General features: G+C 51.9%; 12 protein-coding genes and 1 tRNA gene. 5 read left to right on the forward strand and 8 right to left on the reverse strand.

Annotation, left to right across the window (positions count from 1 at the left end; genetic code table 11):
- Positions 1 to 209: 209 nt before the first annotated feature.
- A complete protein-coding gene (locus tag ACMYSN_RS22115; RefSeq protein ID WP_462496181.1) occupies positions 210 to 1,589 on the forward strand; it encodes a VasL domain-containing protein in 1,380 nt (459 codons plus the stop codon).
- 497 nt (positions 1,590 to 2,086) lie between these two features.
- On the opposite strand, the gene ACMYSN_RS22120 is transcribed toward ACMYSN_RS22115, so the two are convergent.
- From ACMYSN_RS22120 to ACMYSN_RS22150, 7 genes are all read right to left on the reverse strand, one after another.
- Complete coding sequence (locus ACMYSN_RS22120; RefSeq protein ID WP_462496182.1) at positions 2,087 to 2,815, reverse strand: HNH endonuclease; 729 nt, start codon at positions 2,813 to 2,815, stop codon at positions 2,087 to 2,089.
- A 96-nt stretch (positions 2,816 to 2,911) separates the two neighbouring features.
- Positions 2,912 to 3,790, reverse strand: coding sequence for a hypothetical protein (locus tag ACMYSN_RS22125; RefSeq protein ID WP_462496183.1), 879 nt, complete (start codon positions 3,788 to 3,790; stop codon positions 2,912 to 2,914).
- Positions 3,791 to 4,208: 418 nt separating this feature from the next.
- The gene (locus ACMYSN_RS22130; RefSeq protein WP_462496184.1) at positions 4,209 to 4,778 is read right to left on the reverse strand and encodes a recombinase family protein; all 570 of its coding nucleotides are present in this window, start codon (positions 4,776 to 4,778) and stop codon (positions 4,209 to 4,211) included.
- A gap of 247 nt (positions 4,779 to 5,025) precedes the next feature.
- Entirely contained in the window at positions 5,026 to 5,418 is a 393-nt protein-coding gene (locus tag ACMYSN_RS22135; RefSeq protein WP_462496185.1) for a hypothetical protein, read from the reverse strand.
- 825 nt (positions 5,419 to 6,243) lie between these two features.
- Positions 6,244 to 6,471, reverse strand: coding sequence for an Arm DNA-binding domain-containing protein (locus tag ACMYSN_RS22140; RefSeq protein ID WP_462496186.1), 228 nt, complete (start codon positions 6,469 to 6,471; stop codon positions 6,244 to 6,246).
- 220 nt (positions 6,472 to 6,691) lie between these two features.
- Positions 6,692 to 6,766, reverse strand: a tRNA-Arg gene (locus tag ACMYSN_RS22145).
- 74 nt (positions 6,767 to 6,840) lie between these two features.
- The gene (locus tag ACMYSN_RS22150; RefSeq protein WP_462496187.1) at positions 6,841 to 7,746 is read right to left on the reverse strand and encodes a formate/nitrite transporter family protein; all 906 of its coding nucleotides are present in this window, start codon (positions 7,744 to 7,746) and stop codon (positions 6,841 to 6,843) included.
- 265 nt (positions 7,747 to 8,011) lie between these two features.
- Here ACMYSN_RS22150 and mlaA point away from each other — a divergent pair, with 265 nt between their 5' ends.
- On the forward strand, positions 8,012 to 8,773 hold the full coding sequence (gene mlaA, locus ACMYSN_RS22155) for a phospholipid-binding lipoprotein MlaA (protein WP_123755290.1): 762 nt from the start codon (positions 8,012 to 8,014) through the stop codon (positions 8,771 to 8,773).
- Between the two features lie 77 nt (positions 8,774 to 8,850).
- On the opposite strand, the gene fadL is transcribed toward mlaA, so the two are convergent.
- A complete protein-coding gene (gene fadL, locus ACMYSN_RS22160) occupies positions 8,851 to 10,173 on the reverse strand; it encodes a long-chain fatty acid transporter FadL (RefSeq protein ID WP_174507773.1) in 1,323 nt (440 codons plus the stop codon).
- 372 nt (positions 10,174 to 10,545) lie between these two features.
- Here fadL and ACMYSN_RS22165 point away from each other — a divergent pair, with 372 nt between their 5' ends.
- The 3 genes from ACMYSN_RS22165 to fadJ all read left to right on the forward strand — a co-directional run bounded on the left by ACMYSN_RS22165 (position 10,546) and on the right by fadJ (position 14,440).
- Positions 10,546 to 10,830 carry a YfcZ/YiiS family protein gene (locus ACMYSN_RS22165; RefSeq protein ID WP_123755288.1) on the forward strand — a complete coding sequence of 95 codons (285 nt, stop codon included), beginning with the start codon at positions 10,546 to 10,548 and terminating at the stop codon, positions 10,828 to 10,830.
- Between the two features lie 155 nt (positions 10,831 to 10,985).
- Positions 10,986 to 12,296, forward strand: a complete 1,311-nt coding sequence (fadI, locus tag ACMYSN_RS22170) for an acetyl-CoA C-acyltransferase FadI (RefSeq protein WP_462496188.1) — start codon at positions 10,986 to 10,988, stop codon at positions 12,294 to 12,296.
- On the forward strand, positions 12,296 to 14,440 hold the full coding sequence (gene fadJ / locus ACMYSN_RS22175; protein WP_462496189.1) for a fatty acid oxidation complex subunit alpha FadJ: 2,145 nt from the start codon (positions 12,296 to 12,298) through the stop codon (positions 14,438 to 14,440). The genes fadI and fadJ overlap by 1 nt, the downstream gene beginning before the upstream one ends.
- Positions 14,441 to 14,580 lie beyond the last annotated feature (140 nt).

Below are 14,580 nucleotides of genomic sequence, written 5' to 3' on the forward strand. Positions count from 1 at the left end.
AAATTAATTACTGTTTTTGGCTTCGAATCATTGCACGTTATTCAGAGTAAATAGTCAGGATTAAAAAAAGAAAGGAAATGGAACTTGAAGATAACGCCTTGCTGACCCGGTGGCGTTACAGCATCTGCAGAGTCTGGAATATGCAGAAAGCAAAGCTGCATAAACAATAACTTTCAATAGCTCCTTATATGTCAAATGGACAACTGGTCATGAATGACATCACCCCGCGTAAAATAAAAACCGGCGGCGACCCACGCACGTTAGCGGATTATGCCGCCCTGCGTGATGAACTGAGTAAGCTGACACATCCGGCTCGCCCGGATGTGAGCTGGAAGTATGTCGAAAAACTTTGTCTCTCATTGTTTGAGCAGAATGGTGTGGAATTGCAAACGGCAGCCTGGTATACGCTTGCGCGTACGCAACTGGCTGGCTTATTCGGGCTCAATGAAGGGCTGACGATACTCGAGGCACTGATAAGCCATCAGTGGGGGGCGCTGTGGCCGCAGCCAGTCCACGCTCGCATGGAAATCCTCAGCAGTCTGAGCCAGCGTCTGCAGCAACGGATGCGCTCGCTCCCGCTGAATTACAGTGACCTCAGCCAGTTGTACCGGGCGGAGCAACTGCTTACCGCTCTGGGGGCGGTGTTGCAACGTCTGGAGCTTAAGCATCTGAGCCAGCTCGATATGTTGCGTACCCTGATGCACAATAGTGCTGTCCGGCTGGAAAACAGCGATGGCATAACCAGCTCCGGGTCGAACATTCAGCCAGGTATTGTGTTGCCTGCCACCGTGATGAATGATGCGACAGCATCCACGAGAGACTTTGCTGGTGGTCCTGCTGATGATACGCCAGAGAGTGCAGTGAAGCGGGTGTACGTTGCGCAACCGGAACCGCAGCCGAATGTGGAAGTGCTGGCAGCGGTGCCCACTCCGGTAAAAAAATGGAAATCCTTCGCAGCCGGTATGTGTACCATGCTGGTGATAAGCATAGTCTCAGTGTGGAGCTGGCATTTTCTTCACCGTCCAGACCCTCTACAGACTCAGCTTGCAGCTTCACTGGCTCCGTTCCCTGCACCTCTCACGTCTGAACAACTGGATATGTTGCGTCAGCAAACTCCGTTATCGCAGAACCTTATCGCCCAGACACAGCGGCAGCTTGCCCGGCTGGATAAGTTGCCGCCTGACTGGAATATTGCATACGGCAGAAAACTTATCGAACAGGTTCAGGCATTGTGGCCGGAACAGGCTAAGCCTCTGACACAGCAGTGGCAGCAACAGGTTAACGTCTCAGCATTGTCAACTGATGCAATGAATGGATGGCATGAGGGGATGCTCAAATTGCAGGAGCTGGCGACACAGCTCAATACCCTGGATAGGCAAAAAGGAAAGTATATTACCGTCAGCGAGCTGAAATCGCAGGTGTTTGCGGCCACTCAGGCATTCAGTAAAACAGTGCCCCTTGAAGAACAGCTGCGGCAGATGAGCATTCGGGAAAACTCAGGGATGCTCACGTCCGCGCAAAAAATCCAGACAGAGCTGCGCCTGAAGCAGCTAATCACTAGCTACTCGACGGTGACGGCAGGCCAGTAGGCTGTTACCCGCATTCTGTTATTGTGAAAAAATACACTGGGTTGATCAGATTACTGTCCCTGCCTGCTGACAGAATTTGCAACAGAGCTATCACCTGAGTAAGGATAAGAACCGATGTCAGAGAAGACGCGGCAAGGCCGAAACCATCTGTCCCCATGGACGGTAAAAGAGATGAGTTATCTTGAAAATAATTATGGAAAATTTTCTGCTCAGGACATTGGTGATACGTTGGGGAGAAGCGCAAATGGGTCTGGCAAAGCGACCTGAAACCGTCAACGTTCCCTGGACTGCGCGGGAACTGGAAATATTGCGGGCCCATTACGGTTCTGGTGCATGTGTATGGTGTCCCCTGCAGGAACCATGTAGCATTTTAATGCATTGTTTTTAATTGAAATATATTAATGGTGGTATCTGAGGGGATACTTTGAGGGATATGCTCTTTGTCAGAGCTGATGACGGAATCAAATCGCCACCAGCTATTTAGGTTTCACGCTACGCTATCCGAAATGCGCTTGTCTATGGCAATTTGGGCAGAGCGCGATAGCATTTTCGACGGTATCTAGCCCACCCTCAGATAATGGCTTTATGTGGTGCACTTCAAGATAAGGCGTGTTATTCGCAGCTCGAATAAAAGGTGCATCGCGTTCGCATTTTTCGCATTTTCCCAGTGCTCTTTGCAAAACTTCGACTACAACACACGCATTTCGGACAAAATACTTAGTCGTGATTTCTTTTACCGCTGGAGTGGTGTTTGCGGATGCTAAAAGCATCTTGCGTTCGGAGGGGGTTAACTGCGCCACTTCTGCAATTTCCGCTTCAAATGCCTTCTGAAATATCTGAGCGGTGCCGGGTTCTTCTACTTTTCGGACGCACCATTTCCCATTTGAATCTTCATACAGCTCCCATACACCATGCTTGGCAGGTTCATAGATTTCGTATGTGTTACCCTGCTTGTAAAGCTTGTCGCATTCATGATGTCGATGCGTAATATCGTCACTTCTTCTGGCCGTTTTGTTAAAACTCCAGTGGCTCCGATTGCAATTAACCGAATGAGCACGAAGATTCGAGTCTGTGTTGTCTTTGTAATTCTGATAATTGGATTTGAGATAATCTTCCACTTGAGATTTTGTCGCAGCACCACCCAGCTTTTTTACTACCTCGGAAGTAATTGTCCTCATTGGCTGATCGCCATACTTAAGAGTTTTTCGGCTTGATTTTGGTGCCATTTTTATTAGCTCCTTCATTTGCGAATTAGCGATTGACTATACCCTTAATACCAGATGCTATCGGTTAATGATGTGATAAACCTTTTATTATCAATGCTACACGCTTACTACGCTCTTTGTGTAGAGTAACCCGCCAGCAAGTGCAGTGATAAAGCAATCCAATTCGTCATCCAGTCCCCACCAGAGAGATTGCTGTGCAATACCGAACTGCGGCGGGTAAATGTCGAGCTGCTGAAGTGGGCTGGCATCGTCAGGGATTTGACTATCGGGGTAAACCTCGGTGTATTCGATTGGGTCGCTGTGCCGCCAAAGTGCTTCGTGTGTCACGCCTGAATCAGAATAGGAAAACACATTCGTTGCTATAGCCGTATCCACCAGCGCAGTTACTTCCTGAATAATTAATCCGGCGATCATCGGTGGAAGTTTGTCTGTGTTGATACCTCGCGTGATGGTTCGCGCATACTCTTTATAACGCTCATCTTCACCTTGATAACGATATTCTGTGATGCGGCCAACAATCAGGCACAGCGTATCTGAAATCTCTCTCCTGTCTTTCTCGGCGCTTCTTCGAAAGGGGATAGCCATCACTTCAGTGAGAATATTGAGGTAATACGGTTTCAAATCACGAAATCGAACTGATAACGTCTCTAGGGCATTTTTAATGTACACCTCGTATTTCTTTTTACCCTCAGTGTTAAGAACTGTATGGGCTGCAATGAGCTGCTCTCTGACGTAGCCCAACCCACGGAGGTATTCGGTGAGCATCTCACTCGACTGCTTGTTTTGAAGTTCCCGAATTGCCTGGACTCTAATACCAAGTGCGCCGGTCGGCAAAAGGGCAGATGCCTCGGCATTAGCGATCGTATGAGGTGGAGCGGGTGGTTGCTCAGGGGTGAGCAAGCGTTTTTTTAGCGCGCTCTCTAGCTTGCCGCATATTTCAAGTCTATCTTCGTGGGTAGTAGGCCATTGTTGCATGTCATCGTATGCCACCGCGCAGGCCCACTCTATTCGGGCGATAATCGTGTTTGAACCCTGAAGCGTCATGTGCCTTAGCGACCGCGCTAGCTCTTTCAGCACCTTGTAGGCATGATCCTTTTTTCTAATCTTGGAGCATGTCCGCAGCACCTAACCGCGCTGTTTTTTTATTCTGATGGGGCGAAGCATTGCGCCAAATTCATCGCGCAGAACTTGGTACGGGTTCAACGCTGATGCAGGATTTGGCTCAGGTTCTGGCGGGGCAGCTTGCGAGCCTGCTCGGCACGTGCGGAGTTGTCGCATTGCTGCGTTAAGGCTTTGGATGGTGCTCGTGTGTTTGGGGGGATTGGTCAGCATTATGTTTCCTTGGCGGTTACGGAAAAGGGCAGTTAAGCGCCCATGCGGCTGGGGCTATTACTCAGTCATTCCAGTAACTCGCCACTGTGCGCAGTGAACACCCCAGATGCTTCGCTGTCTGGTTTTGGCTCATACCTTCTGCTTTGCATTCTTTGACGGCCTGAATACGCTTGGTGGCAGCGGGGCGACCACCTTTTCTGCCTTCAGCCTCGGCACGGGCTAAACCTTCCATAGTGCGCTCTCTGATACGGTTGCGCTCAAACTCAGCGAACGAGGCGAACAGTTGCAGCATGAGTTTTCCTTCTGAACTTGCGAGATTCGGCACTGGCAGATCCAGACAGATAACCGTAATTCCTTTCTCAAGCAGCATGCTGACGGTGGTTTGTACGTCGATGTTGTTACGGCCTAAGCGGTCGAGCTTGAGAACCACCAGTGTGTCACCCGCTTCCATCTTACTGTTCACCAGCTCTGCAAACAGTGGGCGATCCATTGCCAGCGTTGCACCGGATATTGTTTCGGAGACAACACGGCTCTTAATGACGGTGTGACCAGCGGCCTTGATGGCCAGAATCTGATTTTCTGTAGTTTGCTCCGAGGTGCTCACACGGCAATACGCAAACAGACGGCTCATTTCTCAATTCCATTATGCAATAAACGTTATGCAATAATTGTATGTGCAATAAAACCCTATAACAACGTTTTATTGCATAGATATTGCCATCTTTTTTGGTATGCAGAAAAACGGATGTTTTATTGCATATGTATTGGTTCAGTATTGATATACCAAAAATGAACCAGTGAACTGGTTGCGTGTTGAATCTTAAATTCCACCACTTGAACCATTAAAAAGAACATCAGTCCTCAGAGAATTGCCGTTCTCACTCGTAGCTTTTCCCGGTGCGATAAATAATCTCCGCTCCTCGGTGCACTGCTTCCAACTTGTCCACATCTACCGAGTACCAGCCTCGGATGTTTCGGATTCGCTCGATTGCTGCGGTGTCGTCGCTATTACTGACCAGATCTTGCAGTTCAGCCAGTAGGCGAGCTTTCGCTATGTCCGACGCGGTGGCGTCCATTTCAACTTTAGCCATCGCCCTGATTAACTGGTCGCGTTGCAAGATAGTGAGATAAGTAGCTAACCCAACGTGAAGAACTGCCGCGCTGGCTGCGCCCAAAACCGCCGAGCCGCCGAGCGCCTGCACACCCCACCCGCCAAAGCTAACCCACAAGAAAAAACCCACTACGCTAAAAATAATCTTTGCTGCTTTCATTCTCGATTACCCCATAAACAAAATTGAGCGGATTATGAGTGGTTATTGATTCCGGTTAGTTACTATTAGTGCTGCCGTTCGTTCGCTTGCTGAATTGACTGGCGGTTAATATTCCAACGTCTAACAGTTCTGCGTAAACCTCTGCTTTTGCTACCGTAGCCATGGCCATTGGTTGTGGCGCACGCAAATAACTTTGAGTAGCGGATAGAAATAATTTCTTTCGCCAGTATTGACTCCCCCACCCAAGCACAGCAACTGAACTCAACGCCGCCAATCTTCGTTAACTCGGTATGCGGTGACGGAAGAAGGGCGGCAAAACACTGGATCGTTATGTGATGTGTCTGCACAAAATGATTTCCAGATAGATCTTTTAAATCACAGCCAATTCCGCATGCATATATGCAGACAATGCAGACAATGCAGACAATGCAGACAATGCAGACAAGAAAAAACACCTATATACGTGAACGCGACGACATGACACGGTACTAAAAATGCACAGCGTGTGGGGTTCGTGTTTTCTCACACACGGAAAAACACATGTCTGCATAGGTATAAATATGTATGTATATCAATGTTATTAGTGTTTTTTCTTGCAGACATCACGCAGACAAATTCACTTCGATGCAGACAAAATTGCCCTAAAGCGATGCTTGACTGTTTGATGGCAAGATGTTTTGTGCAATTAGTGAGCGAAAAAATAAAAAAATGCAGAATGAAAGGAGATGCGCACGTAACCCGGTGGAAAGATCAGCCCTATTCCGTTAGGGCTTTATTTTGGCTTTTGTAGTTCTTTATAGAGTTGAGGTTACAGGGGGAGGTTGCTCAGTCCTCAATTAATGCCAGTGGAGCAGCTATTTTTATCAACCTTTGGTTACCCTGAGCAAGTTTGGCGCGAGCGTCAGCCGCTTTTACGCGAGCTTGTGCAAGGGATAGCTCTGGGTACGATCCGAGAGAGAGCTTTTGCTTTCTGCCATCACGTGAATATCTGTATCGCCACAGCTTTGAGCCATTAGGTTTGATCAGTACAACCAGCCCCGCACCGTCAGACATTACATACTCTTTGTCTTTAGGCAGAGCGTTCTTAATTTCGATATTAGTTAAGGCTATATGTCCCTCCTGAAGTTCTAACAGCGCGAGGGTACTTTAGAGGGATACTTTAGATCGTGGCTTAAGGTGCTTTTAGGTGTTATTGACTGGAAATGAAAAGTGGCTGAAAGCCTTACGTTACGCGGGTTTTGTGGATTTTATCGGAGGCAGGTAAAGTTGTTACTGGTGTCCCCTGCAGGAATCGAACCTGCAACTAGCCCTTAGGAGGGGCTCGTTATATCCATTTAACTAAGGGGACGAAGCGGCGGGAGTATAGCGTTTTTTTCCTTGTACGTTAAGCATCTATGGGCTGACTGCTTAAAGTGTCGCCACTTAGTGGCGTTTTTCATCCTTGAGCCGCGCTTTTTTCTCGTTGCTCATGTCGTTGCGAATCTGGGCATGGCTCAGCAGGGCAAAAATAAATGTCCCCCCGCAGATGTTGCCCGCCAGCGTCGGCAGCGCGAAGGGCCAGATAAACTCCTGCCACGGCAGCGAGCCGTTGAAAATCAGATAAAAAATCTCGACGCTGCCGACTACTATATGGGTGGTATCGGCCAGCGCGATCAGCCAGGTCATCAGCACGATCACTACGATTTTCGCCGCGCCGGCTGCGGGGAACATCCACACCATGGTGGCGACCAGCCAGCCGGAAATAATCGCATTAGCGAACATCTCCATGGGCGTATTTTCCATCACCTTTAAGCTGATATCCTGAAATGCCTGGCGGGTGGGTTCGTCAAATATCGGCATCAGGTTAAAGGCCCACGCGGCAATGGCCGTGCCGATCAAATTCCCGGCCAGTACCACGCCCCACAGACGCATTAACAGGCCGAAATTACCGAGCGTCGGCTTATGCATGATTGGCAGGACGGCGGTGACGGTGTTTTCGGTAAACAGCTGCTGACGGGCCATGATGACAATAATAAACCCGAAGGTGTAGCCGAGGTTCTCAAGCAAATAACCGCCGGGAACGTCACTCAGATGAACATGGAAGATCCCTTTTGCCACCATCGACGCTCCCATCGACAGACCGGCGGCTACCGCAGACCACAGCAGCGCCAGCGCATCGCGCTCCAGCTCTTTTTCCCCTTCCTGGCGGATCTCTTCATGGGTGGCCATGGCGCGGGAGGGCAGGCGTTTCTCATTGACCTCGATCTCTTTGCCATCCTGTTTTTCCTCGCTCTCAACTTCGATATCTTCGCTATTATGGTGAGAGTGAGATGTCGGTTCTGACGCCATATTGTGTCCTCCAGCGATGTCTCTCTCATAAGCGTAGAGATATTTCCATCGCCTGGTCCAGGAGAACCTCCTATTTTTTGGGTAATGGCAAGTTTAGCAATACGGATATTGCAAAACATGTATAGAATCGGGTCGCAACAATAATGCCAAAAAGGCTATGCTGAATGCAGGCACCAGATTGCAATGTGCTTCGGGCGAGATCTTCAAGGAGGATGCCGTCCCCGGAGAACCCGCAGCAATAGCCAAAATTAACAGGGAGACACCTATGAATTTTCGCCTGTCGGCGCTCGCGCTTGGCGCCACATTGCTGGTGGGATGCGCCAGTTCCAACTCTGGCGATCGGACACAGGGGCGTTCGGACCCGCTTGAAGGGTTTAACCGCACGATGTTTGATTTCAACTTCAACGTGATGGACCCGTACCTGCTGCGTCCGGTTGCCGTTGCCTGGCGTGATTATGTCCCGCAGCCAGCGCGTAACGGGCTGAGTAACTTTACCAGCAACCTGGAAGAGCCGGCGGTGATGGCGAACTACTTCCTGCAGGGCGATCCCTATAAAGGAATGGTGCATTTTACCCGTTTCTTCCTGAACACCCTTCTGGGGATGGGCGGCCTGATAGACGTCGCCGGGATGGCTAACCCGAAACTTCAGCGTGTTGAACCGCACCGTTTTGGTAGCACCCTGGGTCACTATGGCGTGGGCTATGGCCCGTATGTACAACTGCCGTTCTATGGCAGCTTCACGCTGCGTGATGAGGGCGGTGATATGGCGGATGGCCTGTACCCGGTACTCTCCTGGCTGACCTGGCCGATGTCGATCGGGAAGTGGGCGGTTGAAGGGATTGAGACCCGTGCTCAGCTGCTGGATTCTGACGGCCTGCTGCGCCAGTCGTCCGACCCGTATATCCTGATGCGCGAAGCGTACTTCCAGCGTCATGACTTTATCGCCAACGGCGGTAAACTCACGCCGGCCGATAACCCGAACGCTCAGGCGATTCAGGACGATCTGAAAGATATCGATTCGCAGTAAGTCATCGCGAGATATAAATCGCGAGAAAATAAAAAGGGTGAACATGATGTTCACCCTTTTTTTATATCGTCAGACTATCAGAAGCGGTAGTTGAAGTTCGCGCCGTACAGCCACGCGGTACCTTCTGAACGGAAGGTGTAAGGACCTTCTTTAATTTCGACGTGCTGACCGTGCATGTAAGACACACCCACGTCAACGGAAGCATCTTTGTTGAAGGCGTAGGTGGTACCCGCGCTCAGCCACAGACGATCCTGATCCGGGATGGAAATAGAACGGGTGCTTGCCGGAACCGGGCTATCATCGAAGGCGATACCGGTACGGAAGGTCCAGTTATCGTCATAGTAATAGGTGGTCCCCAGCGCGATGCGATAGGCGTCTTTAAAGCTTTCATCTTTATAGAACAGCGTCTCGCCATTGCTGCCGGTGGCTTTCAGCTCCTGGAACTGGCTCCAGCTGGTGTAGGTCAGGCTATAGTGAACGGCCCACTGTGGCGCCACGCGGTTATAACCAGACAGCTCCCACATTTCAGGCAGGTTCAGGGTCAGAGAACCATCGGTTGTTTGACCGTTGGTGCCCGCCGGCAGGCCGAAGTTACCAAGGATCTGGTTGTAGGCTGACGGTAAGCTACTCTTGTAGTTACCATCAAAGTCGATTTTGACTTCTGAACGGTAGGTGAAGCCGTAACGGTTATTCTTGTCAATTTCATACAGAATACCGGCGTTCCAGCCAAAGCCCCAGGCGTTGCCGTTGAGGTGAGCAATTTGTGTATCGGCAGGAATTTGCGATACCGGGCCTGCCAGCTGCGGCGGCAGTGCGCCAGAGCCCGCAACGATTTGCCCTAAATCACCCGCATAGCGTTCGATCTTCGCTTTCGCATAGACCGCATCAAACCCTAAACCAAAACTCCAGTTGCTGTTCAGGCGATAGGCGCCGCTCAGGTTGAAGTTAGCGGTGGTGAGGTCTGTTTTTCCGCCCATGCTACCGGCTGCATAATCGTCAGCATACTCGGTGGCCAGGCCATAGTTAGAGGTAATTGACGCCCCCCAACCGAACTGATCGTTAATCGGGGAAACAAAGTGGAAGTTTGGTACCCACGCGGTTGGCGCAATGTTATCCGCATTCAGGCTTTTCCCCGTCGGGGAGGTGCCGGAAATATTAACATTCGGATCGACAAACACGGCGCCCGCAGACATCGTCGGGCGATCAAACATCATAATCAGCGCTGGGTTACGGCTGGCGTTGCCCGCATCGTCAGCAATTGCACCTTCACCGGAATAGGCACGACCAAGGCCAGATGAAGAGAATTCGTTTAACTGAAAGCCTGCTGACCAGGCTTGTGTTGAAACAAGTGCTACAGCCACTGCGAGGGCAGATTGGGTAAAGCGGGTTTTCTGGCTCATGCCCATAACCTCATTGAGTTATTTTTATTTAAACTATGTTACATGCCGTAACAGAAGCGCGAAGTGTAGGGTCTGCTTTACGACAGAGAAATCAGACCAGTGCGCTGAGTATAGGTCTGACCAGATGAGATGTTGCAAGTTTGTTTATGAGATTTTTCAATTGTGATGCGAAAAAAGCGATCCAGCTGGCAAATTTGCCCCCACAGGTATTAGCCAAAGCGGGTATTTCTTGTTTTGGATCATTTTTAAGTGTGATTTCGGTCACTTAGGACTTTTGTTGTCATTAACGACTGGAGGCCGCTCCCGGCCGGGCGTAAAATAAGCATATTAATTGTCTGGCACCATTGAGTGCATATACAGAGGAAATCTACGATGAGTAAAGTTAGTGCAGATGAAACCCCGGTTTGCTGCTGTATGGATGTTGGCACCATTATGGACAACACCGATTGCACCGCCTCTTACAGCCGCGTGTTTGCCAACCGCGCTGAAGCAGACGAAACGCTTGCTGCGTTGACTGAAAGAGCCCGTGGCGTGGAGTCTGAGCCGTGCAAAATCACCCCGACATTTACTGATGTCGAAGGCGGCGTACAGATGGACATCGATTTTGTCTTCAGCTGCGAAGCTGAAACCCTGATTTTCCAGCTCGGCCTGCGTTAATTCCCCCAACGCCCCCATCTGCGGGGCGTTGTCTTTTCCATTCAATGTGTTTTGGCTCCCACTTTTTCTCTTCACCGATTGGCTTAATGTAAAAAATTAGTTAAAACTGTTATCAGGTCAGACCACTTGGTTTTATCGGTTAACAGGGGAAAGTCATGAGTCAGGCATTACCGCTTGTCACCCGTCAGGGCGATCGCATTGCCATTGTCAGCGGTTTACGTACCCCGTTTGCCCGTCAGGCAACGGTATTTCACGGTGTTCCCGCCGTCGATTTGGGAAAAATGGTCATCAGTGAAATGCTGGCTCGCAGCGACATCCCCCCGGAAATGATCGAACAACTGGTGTTTGGCCAGGTGGTTCAGATGCCGGAAGCTCCTAATATTGCTCGCGAAATTGTGCTTGGTACCGGCATGAGCGTGCACACCGATGCCTACAGCGTAAGCCGCGCCTGCGCCACCAGTTTTCAGGCCGTTGCCAACGTGGCGGAAAGCCTGATGGCCGGGACTATCAACGCCGGTATTGCCGGCGGCGCTGACTCTTCCTCCGTATTACCTATCGGCGTCAGTAAAAAACTGGCCCGCACGCTGGTGGACGCCAATAAAGCACGAACCCTCGGACAGCGCCTGAAGCTGTTCTCCCGACTACGTCTGCGCGATCTTTTGCCGGTACCGCCTGCGGTGGCGGAATATTCGACTGGATTACGCATGGGTGATACCGCGGAGCAGATGGCGAAAAGCTGGGGCATTACCCGCGAACAGCAGGATGCGCTGGCGCATCGTTCGCACCAGCTGGCCGCCAAAGCCTGGGAAGAGGGCAAGCTGGCGGCAGAAGTGATGACCGCCTATGCACCGCCGTTCCGCGAGCCGCTGGAAAATGACAACAACATTCGTAAAAATTCAACTCTGGCTGATTACCAAAAGTTACGGCCGGCATTCGATCGTAAACATGGGACGGTCACCGCTGCCAACAGTACGCCGTTAACCGACGGCGCGGCGGCAGTCATCATGATGACCGAATCCCGTGCCAGATCGCTGGGAATAACCCCGCTGGGCTACCTGCGCAGCTACGCCTTTACCGCCATTGATGTGCGCCAGGACATGCTCCTGGGGCCGGCCTGGTCAACGCCGCTGGCGCTGGAGCGGGCGGGGTTAACGCTGGCTGATTTAACGCTGATCGACATGCATGAAGCTTTTGCTGCGCAAACGCTGGCGAATCTGCAATGTCTTGCCAGCGAGCGTTTCGCCCGCGAAGTCCTGGGCCGTTCGCAGGCCACCGGGGAAGTGGATGAGAGCAAATTTAACGTGCTGGGCGGTTCCATCGCTTACGGGCACCCCTTCGCCGCCACCGGCGCGCGGATGATCACTCAGACGCTGCATGAACTGCGGCGCAGAGGCGGTGGATTTGGTCTGGTAACCGCCTGTGCGGCGGGCGGGCTTGGCGCGGCGATGATTCTGGAGGCCGAATAATGGAAATGGCATCGGCATTTACGCTTGATATTCGCCCGGACAACGTGGCGGTGATCACCATCGACACGCCGGGTGAGAAGATGAACACCCTGAAGGCGGAGTTTGGCCAGCAGGTACGGGAGATCGTTCGCCAGATCCGCGACAATAAATCCCTGCACGGCGTGGTGCTGATATCCGCCAAACCGGACAACTTTATTGCCGGCGCGGATATCAACATGATTGCCCGCTGTACTACCGCACAAGAAGCTGAAGCCCTGGCTCGCCAGGGGCAGCAGATTATGGCCGAGATCCACAGCCTGACGATTCCGGTGATTGCCGCTATTCATGGCGCCTGCCTCGGCGGCGGTCTCGAACTGGCGCTGGCCTGTCATGGCCGGGTATGCAGCGACGATGACAAAACGCGCTTAGGCCTGCCGGAGGTGCAGCTGGGCCTGTTGCCGGGCTCCGGCGGTACTCAACGACTCCCACGTCTGATTGGCGTCAGCAGCGCGCTGGAGATGATCCTGACCGGTAAACAGCTTCGCCCACGACAGGCGCTCAAGGTCGGCCTGGTCGATGATGTGGTCCCGCAGGCAATCCTACTGCAGACGGCAGTTGAGCTAGCGCTGAAAGAGCGTCCGGCCAGCCGCAATGTACCGGTACGCGAGCGGGTGCTGGCCGGGCCACTGGGGCGCAGCCTGCTGTTCCATTTGGTGGGGAAAAAGACGCAGCAGAAAACGCAGGGCAACTATCCTGCTGCCGAACGTATTCTGCAGGTCATCGAAAACGGGTTAGCCCACGGCTGTAGCAGCGGCTATGCCGAGGAGGCGCGCGCCTTTGGCGAGCTGGCAATGACGCCGCAGTCGCAAGCGTTACGCTCGATATTTTTCGCCAGTACGGATCTGAAGAAAGATCGCGGCGCCGACGCGCAGGCCGCTCCGTTACGCAGTATCGGGATCCTCGGCGGCGGTCTGATGGGTGGGGGAATTGCCTATGTGACCGCCAGCAAAGGCGGGCTGCCGGTGCGTATCAAAGATATTCAGACCCGTGGCATCAATCATGCGTTGAAATACAGCTGGGAGCTGCTCGACAAGCAGGTTCGTCGTCGCTATTTGCGGGCCAGCGAGCGGGATCGCCAGCTGGCGCTGATGTCAGGTTCCACTGATTATCAAGGATTTGCCCATCGTGATGTGGTGATTGAAGCCGTATTTGAAGATTTAGCCCTGAAACAGCAGATGGTGGCAGAAGTCGAAGCGCACTGCGGTCCGGAAACTATCTTCGCCTCAAACACTTCGTCATTGCCTATCGGCGACATCGCGGCGCAGGCCGCGCGGCCTCAGCAGGTCATTGGCCTGCATTACTTTAGCCCGGTCGAAAAAATGCCGCTGGTCGAAGTGATCCCTCACCAAAATACCGACCAGCAAACGATAGCGACGGTGGTGAAACTGGCCAAGCTGCAAGGCAAAACCCCGATTGTAGTGGCCGATAAAGCGGGCTTCTACGTGAACCGTATTCTGGCTCCTTACGTCAACGAGGCGATGCGCTTGCTGACAGAAGGTGAGCCCATTGAACATATCGATAAGTCGCTGGTGAAGTTCGGTTTTCCGGTGGGGCCGATTCAGTTGCTGGACGAGGTCGGGATCGATACCGGCACCAAAATTATCCCGGTTCTGGAGTCTGCCTGGGGAGAACGTTTTAGTCCGCCTGCAAATATCATTGATGCGATCTTGAATGACGATCGCAAAGGTAGAAAAAATAGCCGTGGTTTCTATCTTTATGAGACAAAAGGGCGTACAAGCAAAAAACGACCTGATGCCGCCGTTTATTCGCTGCTGGGTGTTTCTGCCCCGCAGGCGCGTTTATCCGCTCAGCAGATTGCCGAGCGTTGCGTGATGATGATGCTTAACGAAGCCGCGCGCTGCTTCGATGAGCAGGTTATTCGCAGCGCACGCGATGGCGACATCGGTGCGGTGTTTGGTATTGGCTTCCCGCCGTTCCTTGGCGGCCCGTTCCGTTATATGGATACGCTCGGCGCGGGTGAAGTAGTTGCCATCTTGCAACGTCTGGCCGCTCAGTACGGTCCACGTTATATACCATGTGAAAGTTTATTGCGCATGGCCGAGCAGGGGGCAACCTTTTGGCCCACTGGCGAACGGACGACCTAAGTTTTGGTCAAAGAAGATAATTCCGGCGATGAACGACGCTGTTGGTTGGCTGTTTTGTAAACGATCATTGACTATACTTACGCCATTGAGGTAAAAAACAGCGTTTCATTCGTTGGATGAATCAGGCACAATGCCCGGCC

It is taken from the genome of Klebsiella sp. R445 (assembly GCF_051131755.1).
GTDB lineage: Bacteria > Pseudomonadota > Gammaproteobacteria > Enterobacterales > Enterobacteriaceae > Klebsiella > Klebsiella lignicola.

Excerpts from the sequence above, each read along its gene's own strand:
- ACMYSN_RS22120 (WP_462496182.1), bottom strand. The coding sequence starts at position 2,815 with ATGGCACCAAAATCAAGCCGAAAAACTCTTAAGTATGGCGATCAGCCA.
- ACMYSN_RS22135 (WP_462496185.1), bottom strand. The coding sequence starts at position 5,418 with ATGAAAGCAGCAAAGATTATTTTTAGCGTAGTGGGTTTTTTCTTGTGG.
- ACMYSN_RS22150 (WP_462496187.1), bottom strand. The coding sequence starts at position 7,746 with ATGGCGTCAGAACCGACATCTCACTCTCACCATAATAGCGAAGATATC.
- ACMYSN_RS22140 (WP_462496186.1), bottom strand. The coding sequence starts at position 6,471 with ATGTCTGACGGTGCGGGGCTGGTTGTACTGATCAAACCTAATGGCTCA.
- ACMYSN_RS22115 (WP_462496181.1), top strand. The coding sequence starts at position 210 with ATGAATGACATCACCCCGCGTAAAATAAAAACCGGCGGCGACCCACGC.
- fadJ (WP_462496189.1), top strand. The coding sequence starts at position 12,296 with ATGGAAATGGCATCGGCATTTACGCTTGATATTCGCCCGGACAACGTG.
- ACMYSN_RS22130 (WP_462496184.1), bottom strand. The coding sequence starts at position 4,778 with ATGAGCCGTCTGTTTGCGTATTGCCGTGTGAGCACCTCGGAGCAAACT.
- ACMYSN_RS22125 (WP_462496183.1), bottom strand. The coding sequence starts at position 3,790 with ATGCAACAATGGCCTACTACCCACGAAGATAGACTTGAAATATGCGGC.
- ACMYSN_RS22165 (WP_123755288.1), top strand. The coding sequence starts at position 10,546 with ATGAGTAAAGTTAGTGCAGATGAAACCCCGGTTTGCTGCTGTATGGAT.
- fadI (WP_462496188.1), top strand. The coding sequence starts at position 10,986 with ATGAGTCAGGCATTACCGCTTGTCACCCGTCAGGGCGATCGCATTGCC.
- fadL (WP_174507773.1), bottom strand. The coding sequence starts at position 10,173 with ATGAGCCAGAAAACCCGCTTTACCCAATCTGCCCTCGCAGTGGCTGTA.
- mlaA (WP_123755290.1), top strand. The coding sequence starts at position 8,012 with ATGAATTTTCGCCTGTCGGCGCTCGCGCTTGGCGCCACATTGCTGGTG.